This is a genomic window from Streptomyces viridosporus T7A, from assembly GCF_008704515.1.
Classification (GTDB): Bacteria; Actinomycetota; Actinomycetes; order Streptomycetales; family Streptomycetaceae; genus Streptomyces; species Streptomyces viridosporus.
Window position 1 is genome coordinate 1734011 of sequence record NZ_CP023700.1, and the last position, 18801, is coordinate 1752811.

General features: G+C 73.5%; 17 protein-coding genes, 1 pseudogene and 1 riboswitch. Of the genes and pseudogenes, 4 read left to right on the plus strand and 14 right to left on the minus strand.

Features of this window, described 5'->3' with window-relative positions; translation table 11 throughout:
* Positions 1–21: 21 nt before the first annotated feature.
* The 6 genes from hisG to CP969_RS08175 are packed head-to-tail and all read right to left on the minus strand — an operon-like array spanning position 22 to position 4430.
* The gene (gene hisG, locus CP969_RS08150; protein WP_004990765.1) at positions 22–885 is read right to left on the minus strand and encodes an ATP phosphoribosyltransferase; all 864 of its coding nucleotides are present in this window, start codon (positions 883–885) and stop codon (positions 22–24) included.
* Between the two features lie 47 nt (positions 886–932).
* Positions 933–1205 (minus strand): phosphoribosyl-ATP diphosphatase, encoded by a 273-nt coding sequence (locus tag CP969_RS08155; RefSeq protein WP_004990764.1) that lies wholly within the window; start codon positions 1203–1205, stop codon positions 933–935.
* Positions 1206–1239: 34 nt separating this feature from the next.
* Positions 1240–1725 (minus strand): 6,7-dimethyl-8-ribityllumazine synthase, encoded by a 486-nt coding sequence (gene ribH, locus CP969_RS08160; protein ID WP_004990761.1) that lies wholly within the window; start codon positions 1723–1725, stop codon positions 1240–1242.
* 19 nt (positions 1726–1744) lie between these two features.
* Positions 1745–3181, minus strand: coding sequence for a bifunctional 3,4-dihydroxy-2-butanone-4-phosphate synthase/GTP cyclohydrolase II (locus CP969_RS08165; RefSeq protein WP_016827133.1), 1437 nt, complete (start codon positions 3179–3181; stop codon positions 1745–1747).
* Positions 3178–3819, minus strand: a complete 642-nt coding sequence (locus CP969_RS08170; protein WP_004990757.1) for a nicotinamide mononucleotide transporter family protein — start codon at positions 3817–3819, stop codon at positions 3178–3180. The genes CP969_RS08165 and CP969_RS08170 overlap by 4 nt, the downstream gene beginning before the upstream one ends.
* Positions 3816–4430: a riboflavin synthase gene (locus tag CP969_RS08175; protein WP_004990755.1), complete on the minus strand. Its 615-nt coding sequence runs from the start codon at positions 4428–4430 to the stop codon at positions 3816–3818. Before CP969_RS08175 ends, CP969_RS08170 begins: the two co-directional genes overlap by 4 nt.
* 141 nt (positions 4431–4571) lie before the next feature.
* Positions 4572–4702: riboswitch (FMN riboswitch) on the minus strand.
* Between the two features lie 576 nt (positions 4703–5278).
* On the opposite strand from CP969_RS08175, the gene CP969_RS08180 reads away from it, so the two are divergent.
* The gene (locus CP969_RS08180; RefSeq protein WP_016827132.1) at positions 5279–6034 is read left to right on the plus strand and encodes an SDR family oxidoreductase; all 756 of its coding nucleotides are present in this window, start codon (positions 5279–5281) and stop codon (positions 6032–6034) included.
* A 118-nt stretch (positions 6035–6152) separates the two neighbouring features.
* On the opposite strand, the gene CP969_RS08185 is transcribed toward CP969_RS08180, so the two are convergent.
* Positions 6153–7364: an ROK family transcriptional regulator gene (locus CP969_RS08185; RefSeq protein ID WP_004990747.1), complete on the minus strand. Its 1212-nt coding sequence runs from the start codon at positions 7362–7364 to the stop codon at positions 6153–6155.
* Positions 7365–7507: 143 nt separating this feature from the next.
* On the opposite strand from CP969_RS08185, the gene CP969_RS08190 reads away from it, so the two are divergent.
* Positions 7508–8713, plus strand: a complete 1206-nt coding sequence (locus CP969_RS08190) for an MFS transporter (RefSeq protein WP_026085334.1) — start codon at positions 7508–7510, stop codon at positions 8711–8713.
* Here the strand turns inward: CP969_RS08190 and CP969_RS08195 are convergent.
* Positions 8673–9131 (minus strand): acyl-CoA thioesterase, encoded by a 459-nt coding sequence (locus CP969_RS08195; protein ID WP_004990736.1) that lies wholly within the window; start codon positions 9129–9131, stop codon positions 8673–8675. The genes CP969_RS08190 and CP969_RS08195 overlap by 41 nt on opposite strands.
* A gap of 176 nt (positions 9132–9307) precedes the next feature.
* Between CP969_RS08195 and CP969_RS08200 the strand changes: the two genes are divergently transcribed.
* Positions 9308–10726, plus strand: coding sequence for a uracil-xanthine permease family protein (locus CP969_RS08200; protein WP_004990734.1), 1419 nt, complete (start codon positions 9308–9310; stop codon positions 10724–10726).
* On the opposite strand, the pseudogene CP969_RS08205 reads toward CP969_RS08200, so the two are convergent.
* Positions 10708–11259: pseudogene (locus CP969_RS08205) on the minus strand (glycoside hydrolase family 6 protein); the annotation flags it as partial. The gene CP969_RS08200 and the pseudogene CP969_RS08205 overlap by 19 nt on opposite strands.
* Positions 11260–11433: 174 nt before the next feature.
* On the opposite strand from CP969_RS08205, the gene CP969_RS08210 reads away from it, so the two are divergent.
* The gene (locus CP969_RS08210; protein WP_016827127.1) at positions 11434–12120 is read left to right on the plus strand and encodes a DUF5995 family protein; all 687 of its coding nucleotides are present in this window, start codon (positions 11434–11436) and stop codon (positions 12118–12120) included.
* A gap of 7 nt (positions 12121–12127) precedes the next feature.
* Here the strand turns inward: CP969_RS08210 and CP969_RS08215 are convergent, their stop codons facing one another.
* The 5 genes from CP969_RS08215 to CP969_RS08235 all read right to left on the minus strand — a co-directional run bounded on the left by CP969_RS08215 (position 12128) and on the right by CP969_RS08235 (position 18646).
* Positions 12128–13840, minus strand: a complete 1713-nt coding sequence (locus CP969_RS08215; RefSeq protein WP_004990727.1) for a flavin monoamine oxidase family protein — start codon at positions 13838–13840, stop codon at positions 12128–12130.
* 40 nt (positions 13841–13880) lie between these two features.
* On the minus strand, positions 13881–14669 hold the full coding sequence (locus CP969_RS08220) for a carbon-nitrogen hydrolase family protein (protein WP_004990726.1): 789 nt from the start codon (positions 14667–14669) through the stop codon (positions 13881–13883).
* A gap of 322 nt (positions 14670–14991) precedes the next feature.
* Entirely contained in the window at positions 14992–15372 is a 381-nt protein-coding gene (locus CP969_RS08225; protein WP_016827125.1) for a DUF742 domain-containing protein, read from the minus strand.
* Positions 15369–17360 (minus strand): sensor histidine kinase, encoded by a 1992-nt coding sequence (locus tag CP969_RS08230; protein ID WP_016827124.1) that lies wholly within the window; start codon positions 17358–17360, stop codon positions 15369–15371. The genes CP969_RS08225 and CP969_RS08230 overlap by 4 nt, the downstream gene beginning before the upstream one ends.
* A gap of 83 nt (positions 17361–17443) precedes the next feature.
* The gene (locus tag CP969_RS08235) at positions 17444–18646 is read right to left on the minus strand and encodes an MFS transporter (RefSeq protein ID WP_016827122.1); all 1203 of its coding nucleotides are present in this window, start codon (positions 18644–18646) and stop codon (positions 17444–17446) included.
* Between the last annotated feature and the right edge of the window lie 155 nt (positions 18647–18801).

Here is an 18801-nt window from a genome sequence, read left to right on the forward strand (position 1 = left end):
GGTGGTGCTCCGGGGGCGCGGTCAGAGGCGGCAGGCGTGGATGGCGGTGGTGAGGATGGCGCGTGCGCCGATGTCGTAGAGGTCGTCCATGATCCGCTGTGCCTCCTTGGACGGGACCATCGCGCGGACGGCGACCCAGCCCTCGTTGTGCAGCGGGGACACGGTCGGGGACTCCAGGCCCGGGGTCAGCGCGACGGCCTTCTCCAACTGCTCGACCCGGCAGTCGTAGTCCATCATCACGTACGTCCGCGCGACCAGGACGCCCTGGAGGCGGCGCAGGAACTGCTGCACCTTGGGCTCGACGGTCCCGTCGGTCTCGTCGGTGCCGCCGGCGCGGCGGACGACGACCGCCTCGGACTTCATGATCGGCTCGCCGAATGCCTCCAGGCCCGCGTTGCGCAGGGAGGTGCCGGTCTCGACGACGTCGGCGATGACCTCGGCGACGCCCAGCTCGATGGCGGTCTCGACGGCGCCGTCGAGGTGGACGACGGAGGCGTCGATGCCCTGGTCGGCCAGGTGCTTCGCGACGATGCCCTCGTAGGAGGTGGCGACCGTCTTGCCGTTCAGGTCGCTCAGGCTGCTCGCCGTGCCGGGCTTGGTGGCGTAGCGGAAGGTGGAGCGGGCGAAGCCCAGCGGGAGGATCTCCTCGGCCCTGGCGCCGGAGTCGACGAGCAGGTCGCGGCCGGTGATGCCGATGTCGAGGCGGCCGGAGGAGACGTAGATCGCGATGTCGCGGGGGCGGAGGTAGAAGAACTCGACCTCGTTCCCCGGGTCGACGATCCGCAGTTCCTTGGACTCGCGGCGCTGCTGGTAGCCGGCCTCATGCAGCATCTCCGCCGCAGGGCCGGACAGTGAACCCTTGTTGGGGACGGCGATGCGCAGCATGAGGTCGGCTTCCTTCGTGTGGCGGGGGTGTCGGCGGGAACGCGCGGTCACAGGTGGGCGTAGACGTCGTCGAGGGAGATGCCGCGGGCGACCATCATCACCTGGACGTGGTACAGCAGCTGCGAGATCTCCTCGGCGGCCGCCTCCTTGCCCTCGTACTCGGCGGCCATCCAGACCTCGGCGGCCTCCTCGACGACCTTCTTCCCGATGGCATGGACGCCCTTGTCCACCAGCTCGGCGGTGCGGGAGGTGGCGGGATCGCCGTGGGCGGCCTTGTGCTGGAGCTCGGTGAAGAGCTCCTCGAACGTCTTCTTGGACATGGTGGTCCTTACCCTACGCGGTGACGGGCGTTCCTCACCGCCAGGGTTCGGATACTGAACGCAGCGTCGCCGCGGTCGCCACCGCCGCGGTGACCGCCTCGTGCCCCTTGTCCTCGCTGGAGCCGGCCAGTCCGGCGCGGTCCAGGGCCTGCTCCTCGGTGTCGCAGGTGAGCACGCCGAAGCCGACGGGCACACCGGTGTCGACCGAGACCTGGGTGAGGCCCTGGGTGACGCCCTGGCACACGTAGTCGAAGTGGGGCGTGCCGCCCCGGATGACGACGCCGAGGGCGACGACCGCGTCGTAGCCCCGGCCGGCCAGGACCTTGGCGACGACCGGGAGCTCCCAGCTGCCGGGGACCCTGAGCAGGGTCGGCTCGTCGATGCCGAGGTCGTGCAGGGCGCGCAGGGCGCCGTCGACCAGTCCGTCCATCACCTTCTCGTGCCACTGCGCCGCGATGACGGCGACCCGCAGGTCCCCCACGTCTCGTACGGACAGTTCCGGTGCACCCTTGCCGCTCACGTGTCTCCTCGGTGTTCTCTTACTGGTTGCCGCAGGCGGGCACGGTCGGCGTGTCCAGCCAGGGCAGGTCGTGGCCCATCCGGTCCCGCTTGGTGCGCAGGTAGCGGAGGTTGTGCTCGCTCGCGGTGACGGGCATCGGCTCGCGGCCGACGACCTCGATGCCGTGCCGGACGAGCGCGTCGGACTTGTCGGGGTTGTTGGTCATCAGGCGGACGCTGCGCACCCCGAGGTCGGCGAGGATCCGCGCGCCGGCGCCGTAGTCGCGGGCGTCGGCGGGCAGGCCGAGCTCGAGGTTGGCGTCGAGGGTGTCCCGGCCGCGTTCCTGGAGCTCGTAGGCGCGCAGCTTGGACATCAGGCCGATGCCGCGCCCCTCGTGTCCGCGCAGGTAGACCACCACGCCCCGGTCCTCCTTCCGGATGCGCTCCAGGGAGGCGTCCAGCTGGGGGCCGCAGTCGCAGCGCCGGGAGCCGAAGACGTCGCCGGTGAGGCACTCGGAGTGGACGCGGACGAGGACGTCCTCGCCGTCGCCGATCTCGCCGTGGACGAGGGCGACGTGCTCGACGCCGTCGAGGGTGGAGCGGTAGCCGTAGGCGGCGAAGGTGCCGTGCGCGGTGGGCAGGTGCACCTCGGCCTCGCGGCGGACGGTGGGCCCGGGCGAGGGCACCCCCTGCTCGAGCGGGGTCTCGCGGGGAGCCTCCGGGGGAGCCGGGGGCTCGGGGGAGCGCCGGTAGGCGATCAGGTCCTCGATGGAGATGATCGTCAGACCGTGCTTGCGGGCGAAGGGGACCAGCTCGGGCAGCCGCAGCATCCGGCCGTCCTCGCCGGCGATCTCGACGATGGCCCCGGCCGGGCGCAGGCCGGCGAGGCGGGCGAGGTCGACGGCGGCCTCGGTGTGGCCGTTGCGCACCAGCACACCGCCCGGGCGGGCGCGCAGCGGGAAGACGTGCCCGGGGCGGACGAAGTCGGCGGGGCCGGCCGTGCCGCCGGCCAGCAGCCGGAGCGTGGTGGCGCGGTCGGCGGCCGAGATGCCGGTGGTCACGCCGTGGGCGGCGGAGGCGTCCACGGAGACGGTGAACGCGGTCTTCATCGACTCGGTGTTGTCGTCCACCATCTGCGGGAGCCGCAGCCGGTCCAGCTCCTCGCCCTCCATGGGGGCGCAGATCAGCCCGCGGCACTCGCTCATCATGAAGGCGACGATCTCGGGGGTGGCCTTCTCGGCGGCGATGACGAGGTCGCCCTCGTTCTCGCGGTCCTCGTCGTCGACGACCACGACCGGGCGGCCGGCCGCGATGTCGGCGACGGCCTGCTCGACCGGGTCGAGGGTGAGGTCCTCGACTCCGTCGGCGCCGTAGAGGACGGGAGGGATCGAAGGGGCGGTGCGGTGGTGGTCCCCCCGGTCCCTCTGCTCCGGGGGAGCTTCGCTCAGGGCGGGGCCGGGGGACGTGAGGACGGTCATGCGGGCGCTCCTTCCAGGGCGGGCCGCGCGGTGCGGGAGCGCAGCCACCAGTCGCGCAGTCCCCACAGGACCAGCGCGCCGTAGATGACGTAGACGAAGCCGGAGAAGGCGAAGCCGTTGGCGAAGTTCAGGGGGACGCCGACGAGGTCGACGAGCAGCCAGGCGATCCAGAACTCGACCATGCCGCGGGCCTGGGCGTACATGGCGACGATCGTGCCGACGAAGATGTAGGCGTCCGGCCAGGGGTCCCAGGACAGGGACGGGTAGAGGGTGAACAGTCCGCCGACGGCGAGGGTGCCGGCGGCCGCGGCGGCGCACAGCGCACCGCGCTCGCGCCAGGTGGCGAAGCGGACCGCGACGGAGCCGTCCTGCGCCTGCCGGCGGCCGCGGTTCCACTGCCAGAAGCCCCAGGCGGCGACGAGCATCACGACGATCTGCTTGCCTGCGCTGCCGGAGAGGTGGGCGGTGGCGAAGGCGGTGAAGAGGATCAGGCCGGAGACGAACTGGGCGGGCCAGGTCCAGATGGAACGCCGCCAGCCGAGGGCCAGGGCGGTCAGACCGATCACGTTGCCGATCATGTCCGACCACTTGATGTGCTGGTCGAAGAGGACGAAGGCCTCGGAGTTGAGCCAGTTCACCGCGCGGCCCCCTCTCCGAGGGCCCGGTCGCCGATCATCCGCTCGACGTACTTGGCGATGACGTCCACCTCGAGGTTGACCGGGTCGCCGGGCTGCTTGAGGCCGAGCGTGGTCAGGGCGAGGGTGGTGGGGATCAGGCTGACCGTGAAGAAGTCGGGGCCGGCGTCGACGACGGTGAGGCTGATGCCGTCGACGGTGATGGAGCCCTTCTCCACCACGTAGCGGGAGAGGTCCGCCGGGAGGGAGACCTTCACGACCTCCCAGTTCTCGGACGGCTTGCGCTCGAGGATCTCGCCGGTGCCGTCGACGTGCCCCTGCACGATGTGGCCGCCGAGGCGGGCGCCCAGGGCCATGGGGCGCTCGAGGTTGACGCGGGAGCCGACGGCGAGGGCGCCGAGGCTGGAGCGGTTCAGGGTCTCGGCCATCACGTCGGCGGTGAACTCGTCGCCCTCGTGCTCGACGACGGTGAGGCAGACGCCGTTGACGGCGATGGAGTCCCCGTGTTTCGCGTCCTCGGTGACCACGGGTCCGCGCAGCCGGAAGCGACAGGCGTCGTCGAGGGTCTCGACGGCGGTGACCTCGCCCAGCTCTTCGACGATTCCGGTGAACACTTCCCGGGTCCTCCTGCCTCTTCGGGCACGGACTCCGGGGCTGTCGATGACGACAGATCGTACGGACGAGGACACCGGGGCGACGCCGGACAGGGCTCGCCCACGGCGAACCGGTACGGCGGCGCGCATGATGCCCGCCCGCCGCGCACTGCCTCCCATCCGGACTTTAACCGTCGGTCCAGGAATTTCACCTGGTCAACCGACCGCTGGAAGCGGCCGGGTCGCGGACTGTAACCGCCGGTTCGGACTTTCACCGACCCCGGAGTGCGCTGCTACTGGTACAGGGTCAGTGTGCCATGCCCGATCGCCGTTCATAGGGGCGGGAGGTGTGGGGTGGCTCACAGCGGGCGGCGCCGGCCCGCCGGGCACGGGGCGGAGGGGCGCCCCCTTCCCGCCCCCGCACCCGGGAGCCGCGAGATTGGTCCATACCTATTGACGGTGTGGTCTAGTCCTTTTAGGGTCTGCGCCAGCACCAGGGAGCCTGCTGACTCTCGCGAGACCGGCCCGGCGGCGGTGACGACGGCCCTTGCCCGCCGCCGGGTCTCACCACGCCACCGTGGTGGGCGCGTGACGCGGGGCCGCTCGCACACGGGCGGCCGGTGCGGCGCCCGGTCCGGGGCGGACCGCCCCTCCCGGCCGAACGGACCCGTCCCCCGGGTGCGGACCGCGGCGGACCCGGACAAGCTGGACCTCGTGCGCCGCCGGACTTCGACGCCGTCGGCCGGCGTCGGCGCGAGGTCCGCGGCCACGGCTCCTCGCGCCGGTGTCACATTCCGCGGCGGCCGCCCGTCCGGTGGGCGAGGGGCGCTCCAGCGGGGAGCGCCCGCTGTCCGAAAGGGCTGAACGACATGACCACGATCCTGGTGACCGGTGGTACCGGAACGCTCGGCCGGCTCGTCACCGAGCGGCTGCGGGCGGACGGGCACGAGGTGCGGGTGCTCAGCCGGAGCTCCCGGCCGTACGCCGTCGACCTGCGCGAGGGCGGGAGCGGGCTGGACGCGGCGGTCCAGGGGGTGGAGACGATCGTGCACTGCGCGTCCTCGCCGCGCGGTGGTGACGAGCGGGCGGCACGGAACCTGATCGCGGCGGCGCGGCGGGCCGGGGTGGGGCACCTGGTGTACATCTCGATCGTCGGCGTCGACCGGGTGCCCTTCGGCTACTACCGGACCAAGCACGCGGTGGAGCGGCTGGTCGAGGAGTCGGGGCTCGGCTGGACGGTGCTGCGCGCCACCCAGTTCCACGATCTGGTGCTCACCCTCCTCCAGGGCCTGTCCAGGTCGCCGGTCGTGCCGCTGCCCGCCCGTGTGAAGGACCAGCCGATCGATGTCGCCGAAGTCGCCGCACGGCTGGTGGAGCTGGCCCAGGGCGGGCCGGCGGGTCGCGTCGAGGACATGGGCGGCCCGGAGGTGCGGACGTTCGACTCGCTGGCCCGCGCGTATCTGAAGGCCACGGGCCGCCGTCGCGCGGTGGTGAAGGTGCCCCTGCGCGGCGCGGCCTACCGCGCCTTCCGCGCCGGCGGCCATCTGGCCCCGCAACGGGCGGTGGGCAAGCGCACGTTCGACGAGTTCCTGACGGAGCGGTTCGGGGGCGCGGGACGCCGGTGAGCGGGCGGGCCTCCGCCGGGCCGGCAGGGGCGTCACCGGTGGGGCCGCAGGGGGCGCCGGGGCTCTCGCCCGGCTCCGCGGCGGGTGCGGACCGGACGGGCCGAAACCGCCGGCGGGATCAGCCGGCGGGGTCGGAGCACCAGGGCACGGGGGAGCCGAAGAGCTCGTCCTGGGCGCGGTCCCGGGCGGTCAGCAGCGCGCCCCGCAGGACCGCGCCGCCGCCCAGGGCACTGGCCCGCACCTCGGTGGGCAGGGGCGAGACGACGGCCAGGCGGTCCCGCACCCGGGAGGCGAGCGCCTCCCCGCCGGCCTGACCGACCTCCCCGCCCAGCACCACGCACCCGGGGTCCAGCAGGGCGACCACCGACGCGACGCCCACCACGATCCGGTCGGCCAGCGCGTCCAGGAAGCGCGCCCCGGCGGACGCCGGTCCGGCCTCCCGGGCGGCCGCCCGTACCGCCTCCGCCGCCGCCGGGTCGGCCGCGGCGGCGGTCACGAGGCCGTGCTCCGCCGCCAGTTCCGCGACCGCCGCCGCCCCGACCAGGGAGTGGAAGCCGCCCGCGCAGTCCGTGGCGGACGGGAGGCCGTCGGTGCCCGGAACCGGGAGGAAGCCGATCTCGCCCGTGCCGCCGGAGGCACCCCGGCGCAGGGCGCCGTCGAGGATCACGGCCGCGCCGGTGCCGTGGCCCAGCCACAGCAGGACGAAGGTGTCCCGGTCGCCGGCCGCCCCGTCGCGCTGCTCGGCCAGTGCGGCGAGGTTGGTCTCGTTCTCCACGCTGACGCGGGCCTCGGGGAGGCGTTCCTGGAGCGCGTCGACCAGGTGGCGGTGCCACTCGGGCAGGCCGGTGGAGTCGCGCAGTGCGCCGCTCGCGGGGTCGATCAGTCCCGGCGCGCCGATCCCGACGGTGTGCAGCCGGTCGGCGCCCGCCTCCTTCACCGTCCGCTCGACCAGCGCCACCGCCCGCTCCACGGCCGGCCCCGTCCCCGCCTCCCCGGTGATGGGCACGGAGGACTCGGCCAGGACCTCGCCGACGAGGTCGGAGACGACCACGGCGACGCCTTCGGTACGCACGTCGAGCGCGGCCAGGTGCGCCCGGCCGGCGACGATGCCGTACAGCTTGGCGTTGGGTCCGCGCCGCTGCTCCCCCGCCTCTCCGACCACCGCGACCAGACCGGCGGCGGTGAGGCGCTCGACGAGGTCGGCGACGGTCGGCCGGGAGAGCCCGGTCAGCTGCTTCAGCCGGCCTGCCGTCAGCGGGCCCTCCCGCTGGAGCAGACGCAGGGCGAGCCGGTCGTTGATGGCTCTGGCGGTGCTCGGGGATGCGGCCATGGCGGGATCCTCCCAGATCGGCGGGGCCGGTCGGGTCCGGGACCGGCGGTGCGGAGTCAGCCGTGAACCACTTATCCATCAGGCAGGTTCCCTGATAGTTTACGGCGGCACGCGCGGGACGGACGGCCGAAGGGGCGGGGCGGATGGGTGCAGAGGTCCATGGGCGGCTCGAGGTGAGACGGGCGCGGTACGCCGTGGCCACCGTGTTCGCCGTGCACGGCGCCGTCACCGGCTCGTTCGCCACCCGCGTCCCGTGGATCCAGGACCACGCCGGGGTCGGCGCGGGGCAGCTCGGGCTGGCGCTCGCCTTCCCCGCGCTCGGCGCGTCCGTCGCGATGCCGCTCGCCGGGAGGATCAGTCACCGCTTCGGCGCCCGCGCCGCCCTGCGCGGACTGATCGCCCTGTGGACGCTCGCGCTCGTCCTCCCCTCGCTCGCCCCGAACATGCTCACGCTCTGCCTGGTCCTGTTCGTCTACGGCGCCACGGCCGGCATGTCCGACGTGGCGATGAACGCGCTGGGCGTGGAGGTGGAGAACCGTCTCGACAAGTTGATCATGTCCGGGCTGCACGGCATGTGGAGCGTCGGCGCCCTGGTCGGCTCGGCGGCCGGCACGCTCGCCGCGCACCTCGGTGCGGACGCCCGGCTGCACCACGTGCTCGCGGCCGCCGTCCTGACGGCGGTGGGCGTCACCGCCTGCGCCTGGGTGCTGGATCTGCAGCCCGCCGAGGACGAGGAGCCGCCGCCGAGGTTCGCGCTGCCGCCGCGCTCCGCGCTGCTGATCGGCGCGATCGGGTTCTGCGCGGTGTTCGCGGAGGGCGCGAGCCTGGACTGGTCGGCGGTCTACCTGCGCGACCGGCTCGACGCCTCGGCCGGTCTCGCCGCCGCCTGCACCACCGGTTTCACCCTGACCATGGCGATCGCCCGGATCGCCGGGGACCGGGTGGTGGACCGCTACGGCGCCGTCCGCACGGTCCGCGCGAGCGGGGCGCTCGCCGTGCTCGGCGGACTGCTGATCGTCCTGGCGCGGCACCCCGCGATGGCGATGGGCGGTTTCGCCCTGATGGGCCTGGGCATCGCGGTGGTCGTGCCGCTGTGCTTCGCCGCCGCCGGGCGCAGCGGCCCCAACCCGAGCCTGGCCATCGCGGGCGTCGCGACCATCACCTACACCTCGGGCCTGATCGCTCCGAGCGCGATCGGGCTGCTGGCCCAGGCGACCAGTCTGATGGTGTCGTTCGTCCTGGTCACGGTGTTGTCGTGCGGCCTGGCCGGCTTCGCGAGGGTCCTGCGCGCCGGGGACCGTACGCCGATCACGCGTCCGGGCGCAGCAGTTCCCGGGCCGCGGCCCTGAACGCCTCGCTCCAGGGCGCCGGGCGCAGCGTCCCGGCGTCCAGCCGCACCAGCACCCGGCTGCCCCGCGCGTACGTCACCGCGCCGTCCGGCGAACAGAAGCGGAAGCCGTAGGTCAGCCCGGTCGTGCCGAGCCGGTCCAGCCAGAGGTGGACGGCGTGGGCGCCGGTCCGGGTCACCGGCGCCTCGTAGCCGATCCGGAACTCCCTGACCGCGTTGCAGGCGTCGCCGGCCGCGGCCCAGTCGCCCTCGAAGCGGATGCCCTTCTCCTGCCACAGCTCGGTCCAGGCCCGCTCGACCAGCAGCGGGTAGCGGGCGTTGTGCAGCAGCCCCAGCGCGTCGAGGTCGTCGAAGTGGACGGTCACGGGGATCAGCCGGCCGTGGGACGGGGCGGGGGCGGTCGGGACGTCGACGGTCACGGGTGGGGCTCCTGGGACGCACGGGATGAATGCCGCATACATCGAACAGCGGCACGCCCTCATCCTAAGCAGTCGCTCAGCCGGGGCGGGCCCACCCGGTCGGGCCGTGCGGAGCACTCCTGTTCACCCCTGACAATGGTCCGGACACGCTGCACGTACGACGAAAGCGACGACCCATGAATCTCGGCGTCCGCTGGACACTGCACGGCGACGGACGCACTCCGGCGCCCGGAGCGGTGGTCCGCCCCGACGAACGGCTCTCCTGGCCCCGCACCGTCGGGCTCGGCGCCCAGCACGTCGTGGCCATGTTCGGGGCGTCCTTCGTCGCCCCGGTCCTCATGGGCCTGGACCCCAACCTCGCGATCATGATGTCGGGTGTCGCGACCATCGTCTTCCTGCTGGCGACCCGGGGGCGGGTGCCCAGCTACCTGGGCTGCTCGCTCTCCTTCGTCGGCGTCGCCGCGGTCATCCGGGCCCAGGGCGGGTCGAGCGCCACCGTGACCGGCGCGGTGTTCGTGGTCGGGGCCGCGCTGTTCCTGGTGGGGCTCGCGGTGCGGCGTTTCGGGGCGCGGATCATCCACGCCACGATGCCGCCGATCGTCACCGGCGCGGTGGTGATGCTGATCGGCTTCAACCTGGCGCCGGTGACCGCCGCCACGTACTGGCCGCAGGACCAGTGGACCGCCCTGTCCGTGATGCTGTTCACCGGCCTGGCGGTGGTGTGCCTGCGGGGCTTCTGGTCCCGTGTCGCGATCTTCCTCGGGCTGGTCTTCGGGTACGCGCTCTCCTGGGTCCTCGACCTGGTCTTCGGCCAGATCCACTCCGCGGACGCGAGCGGAAAGGTCACCGACCACTGGCGCCTGGACCTGTCCGGTGTGGGCCAGGCCGACTGGTTCGGGCTGCCGAACCTGCACGGCCCGTCCTTCGAGTGGTCGGCGATCCTGGTCGCCCTGCCGGTCGTCATCGCGCTGATCGCCGAGAACGCCGGGCACGTCAAGGCCGTCGGCGAGATGACCGGCGACAACCTCGACGACAAGCTGGGCACGGCCATCTCCGCCGACGGCGTCGGCTCCATGCTGTCCACCGCCGTCGGCGGCCCGCCCAACACCACCTACTCCGAGAACATCGGCGTGATGGCGGCGACCCGGGTCTACTCGACCGCCGCGTACTGGGCCGCCGCGTGCTTCGCCCTGCTGTTCGGCCTCTGCCCGAAGTTCGGCGCGGTCGTGGCCGCGATCCCCGGCGGTGTGCTCGGCGGGATCACGGTCATCCTGTACGGCATGATCGGCCTGCTCGGCGCCCAGATCTGGATCAACGCAAAGGTGGACCTGCGCAATCCGCTGAACCTGGTACCGGCCGCCGCGGGCATCATCATCGGCGTCGGCAACGTGACGATGGAGTTCTCCGACACCTTCTCCCTCAGCGGCATCGCGCTGGGCACGCTCGTCGTCATCACCGGCTACCACGCGCTGCGCGCCTTCGCGCCCGCCCACCTCAAGACGCAGGAGCCGCTGCTCGACGAGGGCACCTCCTCCTACGACGACAGCGGCAGGGGCGACCCGGGCGACGAGAGCCCTCAGCGGGCCAACTCGTAGGCGTACGACGGGGTGAAGGCGCCCGGCGCCCCCGTGCAGCCGTCCGACTCCCCCGGCAGCTTCACCCACAGGTGGGCGTCGATCCCCGGCTCGCCGGTACCGAGCGCCGGGGCGCGGCCGAGCCTGCGGCCCGCCCGGTCGCACCACTCGCCGCCGGCCGGGGCGCCGTTGCCGTTGCGGCTGGTGTCGATCACCGCGCCGAGGCCCGGCGGGCCGCCGAGGGCGTCGAGCACGGCCCGGACGTGAGCGACCTCGTCGGCCGTGGCACGGAAGTCGGACACGTTGCTGAAGACGCCGTCGGAGGAGGCGGCCGAGGCGGCTCCGGCCCGGCGCAGCCGACCGGCCTGTTCCGCGGGCGCGTTCCGTCCGGAGTGCCCGGCGTCGAAGTAGACGCGCGCCCCGGGGTCGGCGTCCTTCAGCACCCGTCCGGCGCGGGCCGGCGAGGCGAACCGGTCGGCGCGCTCGCCCGCGGAGAGGCACGCGGACTGGGCGATGGAGTCCGGCTCGAGGACGACGATGAGGCCACCGCGACCACCGTGCCCCGCCGGGCGGCGCGACGGCGCTCGTGCCTCCGTGCGGCCAGGCGCCGGGCACGCGAGCCCGGCACAGTCCTGCTCCCCCTCCCCCACGGCGGCGCGTTCCCCCGATCCGGGGAAGCCTCGGGCCCGCCGCCACGGCCACCACCCCAAAGGTGCGACCCTGCGCTCATGGCGCAGAGCGAACAGGTCCTCACGCCCGTAGACGCGGTCGTCTCCCGTATGCGCGCCCTCGACGCGGCCCTGCCGGACCGGGACGGGCTGGCGGTCTTCAACCGCGTCTACCTCACCGTGACGGAGGCGGTGGACCGGGACGTCGACGCGGGCCGGTTCGCCGACGCGCGGGCGGCGATCACGCTGGACGTGCGGTTCGCGGAGCGCTACCTGCGGGCGGTCGAGGCGCTGCTGGAGGAGCGGCGGCCACCGGCCTGCTGGCGTCCGCTGTTCCAGTTCCGCCGCCATCCCGGGGTGCGCCCGTTGCAGTTCGCGCTGGCGGGCATCAACGCGCACATCGGCCACGATCTCGCGCTCGCCGTCGTGGACGCCTGTCGTGCGCTCGGCTGCGCCCCCGTCGATCTGGAGGACGAGTTCGACCGGGTGGGCGACCTCCTCGTCTCGCTGGAGGAGCGCATCCGCGAGGATCTGATGCCGGGCCCCGACCTGCTCCAGATCGCCGATCCGCTGACCCACCTGCTGGGCGCGTGGAGTCTGGACCGCGCCCGGGACGCCGCCTGGACGGCGGCCCGGGCCCTGTGGGTGCTGCGCCGTCTGCCGGACGTCGCCCAGGAGTTCACCGAGCGCCTGGACACGGCGGTCGGTTTCGCGGGCCGCATGCTGCTCACGCCCCTGCCGGACTGAGGGGGCCTCAGTCCTCGGGCAGTTCCACCGGGGCGATCTCGTCGTAGAGGTCGCCGGGGCCCGGATTGGCCGGGTCGGTCGCGCCGCCGAAGTGGTGCATGACGCCCCAGACCGCGTTCAGCGCGGTCTGGACGGCGCCCTCGGCCCAGCCGGCCGTCCAGGAGATGTCGTCGCCGGCGAGGAAGATGCCCCGCTTGTCCTCGGGCAGCCGGTCCTGCATGAAGTGGGTGAACAGGCGCCGCTGGTAGCGGTAGTGGCCGGGCAGGTTGGCCTTGAACGCGCCCATGAAGTAGGGCTCGTTCTCCCAGGAGACCGTGACCGGGCTGCCGATGATGTGCTTCCTGATGTCGACGCCCGGGTAGATCTCGCCGAGCGACTTCAGCATGACCTCCATCCGCTCGTTCGCGGACAGCGGCAGCCACTTCAGGCTGTCGTCGCACCAGGTGTAGGACAGGCAGATGACGGCGGGCCGGTCCGGGCCGTTGTCGAGCAGGTAGGTGCCGCGGGTCATGCGGTCGGTGAGCGTCATCGACATCACGTCCCGGCCGGTCGGGTTCCCCCTGTCGTCGACGGCCTTGTCCCGCCAGAAGGGACGGTCGACGGGCACGAAGAGCTTGCTGGACTCCATGTAGTGGGTGCGCTCGATCGCCGTCCAGTGGTCGATCGGGAAGAGGGAGTCGTCGCAGGCGACCTTGGAGAGCAGCATCCAGGACTGGGCGGTGAAGATCGCCGCCCGGTACGTGCGGATGTCGCCGTCCGCGTCCGTCACCGTGATGTGGTTGCCCGCGGTGCGGTGCAGCCGGGTCACCGCCGGACGCGGCGCGCCGTCCACGTGCAGGGACTTCAGCGAGGTGCCGTACGGCCAGTGGACGATCTTCTCCGGCTCGCGCTCCCACAGGCGCAGCGGCAGCTGCTGGGAGCCGCCGACGATGCCGCGGTGGTGGTCGTCGGCCTCGGTGTAGACGACCCGGAGGATCTCCAGGATGGAGTTGGGGAAATCGGTGTCCCAGCCGCCGGTGCCGAAGCCGACCTGGCCGAAGATCTCGCGGTGCCGGAAGGACTTGAAGGCCTCGGAGTCGCAGAGGAAGCCGTAGAAGGTCTGGTTGTCGAGCTTCTCGACCAGCCGCGCCCAGATCTCGCGGATGCGCCGGACGTCCCGCTCGCGCATCGCGCGGTTCATGTCGGAGAAGTCGGCGCCCTCCTCGAGGCACGTGGCCCAGGCGTCGGCCACGTCCCGGTACACCTGGGGCAGGTCGTCCAGGGTCTCGGCGTAGTGCGTCTCCCCCTTGAGGTCGACGACGGTCGAAGGGGTCACCTCGGCGAGGGGGTTGGGGAACGGGCGGGTCTCGAGACCCACCAGGTCGATGTAGTGCTGGAGCGCCGTGGAGGACGGCGGGAAGCGCATCGCGCCCATCTCGGCGGTCAGGGAGGGGTCGCAGCCCTCGAAGCCCACGGTCCGCAGCCGGCCGCCGATCCGGTCGGCCTCGTACACGACCGGCTTGAGGCCCATCTTCATCAGCTCGTACGCGGCGACGATGCCGGACAGACCGCCGCCGATGACCGCAACCTCGGTGCCGTGCTCGGTCGCGGGGACCTGGCCGAGGCCCGCCGGGTGGGCGAGGAAGTCGTCGTACGCGTACGGGAAGTCCGGGCCGAACATGGTGATCGGCGGCTGCTGCTCGTCGGCGTGCTCGACGGCGTTGGGCACCGTGGACGTCATGGGGTACGGGCTCCTTGCACGGGGAAGACGGCGTGGGGATTCAGACGAGGGATCCGTGGAGGCCGGGACGGCGGTCCTCCAGGTACGGGTTGTTCTCGCGGGAGGCGGCGAGGAACACGGGATCCGCGTCGGCGAGGACGAGTTCCTCCGCACGGCCCGCCCGGGCGCGGGCGATCCCGTCGGGACCGGCGAGGGTGGACAGGCCCACGAACTCGAACTCGCCCTCCCGGCCGACCCGGTTGACGTACGCGACGTACATCTGGTTCTCGAAGGCCCGCACCGGCACGACCGACTCGGCGACGAACGGGAAGGGGTGCATCAGAGCCGTGGGCACCAGCAGGAGGTCGGTGCCGGCCAGGGCGTGGGCGCGGGCGTTCTCCGGGAACTCCACGTCGTAGCAGATCAGCAGGCCGACGGTGAGGCCGTTCAGCTCGGCCTGGACCACGGGCCGGTCCCCCGGGGTGAAGTGGTCGTGCTCGAAGCGGCCGAAGAGGTGGGTCTTGCGGTAGTTCGCCAGACGGGTGCCGTCCGCGCAGACGAGCTGGACGGAGTTGAAGACCGCGTCGCCGGCGCGTTCCGGGTAGGCGTAGGCGACGGCGAGCCCGTGCCGGGCGGCCGTCTCGGCGACCGCGTCGGCCGCGTCGCCGTCGGCGGGTTCGGCGAGCCGGGCGATGTCGTCGCCGATCGCGTACCCGGTCAGGAACATCTCCGAGGTGACCAGCAGCCCGGCGCCCGCGGCGGCGGCACGGCCGGCGGCCTCGTCGAGGACCTTGAGGTTCTCGACGACGGATCCGGGCCGTCCGGAGCTCTGGAGCAGGGCGGTGCGCATGCGTGTTCCTCACAGGTACGCGGGGGTGCGGGGGTCAGATAGACGGTACGGTCGGCCGGCTCGGCGGAACAAGGAGAAGCCGTTGCGCGCCGGTGAGCGAATCGTTGCGTCCGGGGCGGGGTCGGCGGCGATTCGTTGCACGGCCCCGCTCGGGGCCCGTTTCCGGCCGGGGACGCGCGGGGGCGAGTGCCCGTCCCACCTGCGGAAAGGGCCGCCGTCGACCGCCGTACCGAACGCACGGCCGCCGTCGCGCTCGATGCCCCGTTCACCCCTCACCGCACCGCACCGCGACGCCCGGCACGCGGCCGGCGGGAGGCGGGGGTCACAGCTCCCGGAGCCGTGCCACGATCTCGCGCAGGAGCTCCGGGTCGGCCGCCGCCCCGTCCGTGCGGCGCGGTGCGCCGATCCGCACCAGACCGGCCCCGGCCAGGTCGGCGAGCAGCACGCGGACGACGGTCAGCGGCAGGTCCGCGACCGCGGCGAGCTCGACCACGGGCAGCGGGCCCCGGCGGCGCACCAGGTCGAGCAGGCCGGCGGGGGCGTGGTCGACAGCGGGGCGTGACAGCCCGGACTCCACGGCGCCCACCTGGGACAGCAGGGTGATGGCGGGCCCGCCCGACGGCCGGGTGCGGCCCCGGGTGAGGGCATAGGGGCGCACCATCGGGCCGGTCTCGTCCTCGTACCAGTGGTCGTCGTCGGTCACGGCAAGCACGGCAAGGAGGACACGCCCTCCGTCTCCTCGGGCGCCTCGGGCCCCTCAGGCACCTCGGGATCTTCGGCCTCCAGGTCCGCCAGGACCCCGCCCGGCAGCAGCACGGCGGCCGTCGTCCCGCCGTACGGGGACTCGTGCAGCGTCACCTCGATGGCGTGCCGTGCGGCGAGCCGGCCGACCACGTACAGGCCGAGCCGGTCGTGGCGGGACGGGTCGAAGTCGTCGGGGTGGCCGAGGGTGCGATGGGCCTGGTGGAGCGGTCCGGAGCCGAGACCGGGCCCCCGGTCGTCGATCCGCAGGACGAAGCCACCGCGCTCCCGGCCGGTGCGCAGGGTCACCCGGGTGTGCGGGGGCGAGAACACCGTGGCGTTCTCCAGGAGTTCGGCGACGAGGTGGACGACGTCGGCGACGGCGTCCGCCGCGATGCCGACCCGGTCCATGGGCGGCACCTCCACCCGCGCGTAGTCCTCGATCTCGCTCACGGCGGAGGAGACGACATCGGCGACGGGCACGGGGCGGCGCCATCTGCGGCCCGGGGCCGCGCCGGAGAGGATGATCAGGTTCTCCGCGTGGCGCCGCATCCGGGTGGTGAGGTGGTCGATGCGGAACAGCTGCTCCAGCGCCTCGGGATCGTCCGTGCGCCGTTCCAGGGTGTCGACCAGCTTCAGCTGGCGGTGCACGAGGGTCTGGTTGCGCCGGGCGATGGAGAGCAGCACCGCGAACAGCCCGCGGCGCAGGGTGGCCTGCCGGACGGCGGCCTCGACGGCGGCGAGGCGGGCCGCGTTGAAGGACCGGCCGACCTGGCCGATCTCGTCGGGCTCCGCCTCCGCGTCGGCCAGCGGCGGCGCCTCGGCGGCCGCGTTCACCTCCTCTCCGGCGCTCAACCGGGCCATGACGTCGGGGAGTTGTCGTGTGGTGAGCAGATCGGCGGAATCCCGCAGCAGCTCCAGGCGGCGGGAGATGCGGCGGGCGCCGCGCACCGCCCACCCCAGGGACAGGCCCATGACCGCCAGTCCGAGCCCGCCCACGACGGCCGCCTCGATCAGCTCCTGTCGGGCGAAGGCCCGGCCGCGCTCGGCGGAGTTGAGGGCCGCCCGGGTGCACAGCTCCATGTAGCGCGTGACGGCCCGGTCGGTGGTCGTGCGCCAGGACACGGCCGCGACGGCGGCACCGGCGCGCTCCGGCCCCGCCCGGAGCAGCGCGTCCTCGCTCCGGGTCAACGCGCCGTGCAGTTCGCCGCGTTGGAACTCCTCGAACAAGGCCCGCGAGTCGGACGGAAGGTCGGGCACGTACGTCCGCTCGAAGACGCGGCGGTGCTCGATCGTCGCGGTGAGCGTGTCGTACTGCCGGTCGGTCAGCCGGCCGGCCGCGTGCGCCCCGGCGACGAGGGCGTCCTCACGGGAGACGAACTCCCTCACCCGGACGAGCTCGACGACGACCTGCGCCTCCCGCGCGAGCTGTCCGGCCTGCAGGGCGGTGAGGGCGGACTGGACGCCGAACCCGGGCTCCACCAGCGCACCGTACTCCTCGACGGCCCGGTCCCAGGAGATGGCGCGGGACAGGACCCGCTGGCGCAGCCCCTCCAGTTCGCCGGCGGCGGCGACCACGGCGTCGAGGGCCTGGCGCTGCCGGCCGGTGAGCCGGTCGCGGTCGCCGTCCCGGATCGCGTCGCGCATGGCCTTCACGGCGCGGTCGGTGCGGCGCTGCTGCTCCATGAGGTCCCGGGTCGCGGGCGTACGGTGTTCCACCCCCAAGTACGCGGCCGCCAGCCGCCGTTCGATCTGGATCTGCCCGATCGCCGTGTCGACGGGCGTGCCGAAGTCCTCGTACACGCCCTGCAGCCGGACCAGCGCGCGCAGTTCGCCGGTGACCGACACCATGGTGAAGGTCCACAGCGCCAGCAGGGCGAGCGCCGGAGCGGACACGAGCGCGACGATGCGGGCGCGGACCGTGGTGGGACGGCCGACGAGTCGGCGCATGGCTCTCCCCAGGACGCTCGGGTGACTGGGCGGCGAAGCGGCTGCCGGCCGGTGTTACCGGCCGGTAGCGAGTGGCGCACAACCTACGGGATGCCGCGCCGCGAGCGCAATGGCCCCGTGAGCACCAGGAGCAACGCGGTCACCAGATAGGGCACCGCGAACACCGCGAAGGCGGTGCCGTGCGCGTGCCCCGAGGCGATCGCCGCGTAACCGCCGAAGACCGCGACCGTGGCCAGCTCCGTGCCCAGTCCCGCGACCGAGGTGAGGGTGGCCCGCCCGGTGTCCTCGATGCACCGCTGGAGCCGGGCGTCGGCCAGGACCGTCGCCGCCTGGAAGCCGCCGAAGGCGAGGGCGACGAGGACGAGCCCGGCCGGGGTGCCGGCGGCCGAGCCGGCGGCCAGGGCGAGACCGGCACCGGCGAGCAGGGCCGCGAGCCCGGCCGTGCCGAGGCGCTCGCCCTCCCCGGCGAGCAGGCTGCCGGCGGTGGCACCGGCCCAGATCAGCAGGAGCAGGTGGGGAACCGTCCCGTCGGCGACGCCGGTGTCGCGGACCAGCAGCGGCGTGTACTCGTCGAGGGCGCCCCACACGGCGCCCACGGCCGGGACCAGCAGCAGGGCCCCGCGCACGGAACGGTCGGCGCGCGCCTCGGCGAGTCCGGCGCGCAGGGTCGCCGTCCAGCTTCCGGGTCCGGCCGCCGGGGAGCGGTGCTCGGGGAACCGGGTGGCGGTGACCGCCGCCAGCAGGCACACCAGCACGCTGGCGGCGCCGACGGCGGTGTGCCCGCCCCGGGCGAACACCGGGCCGGCGAGTGCCATGGCCGCCATGACGGCGACCAGTCCGGCCGCGCGGGCCCGGCCCATGACCCGGGCGTAGCGGTCGGCCGCGTCGAGCCGTTCCAGTTCGTCGTAGACCAGCGCCTCCCGCGCACCGGAACCGAGCGCTCCGCCGATGCCCCACAGGACGAAGCCGACCGCGAAGGCGCCGTAGGACGGCAGCAGCACCCACAGGGCGAAGCCGGTGGCGGTGAACAGGGGGCCGAGCCACAGCAGCAGCCGGCGGGAGACGGCGTCGGCCCAGGCACCGGAGGGGACCTCCAGCAGCACTCCGGTGAGGGACCAGAGCGCGAACAGGGAGGAGATCTGCCAGACCGTGAGACCGGTGTCGCTGAACAGCAGCGCGTACACCGGGTAGAGCAGGATGAAGTCTTCGAGGAACGCGTAGCCGTACAGCGTGGTGGTCAGCCGTCGCACGCGGACGTCGGACCCACGCGTGGGCGTGAGAGTCATGGGGCCTTCCCGTTGGGGTGGTTCGGACACCGGACGCGGAGGACGCGCGGTGCCCGAGGCGGCCCTCGGGAGGCACGGCTGGTGGATCAATGTCGCCAGGTCATGGCACCGATACTAGACGGGAGGGACCCGGCCCGTCCCGCGGTTTCCCCGCA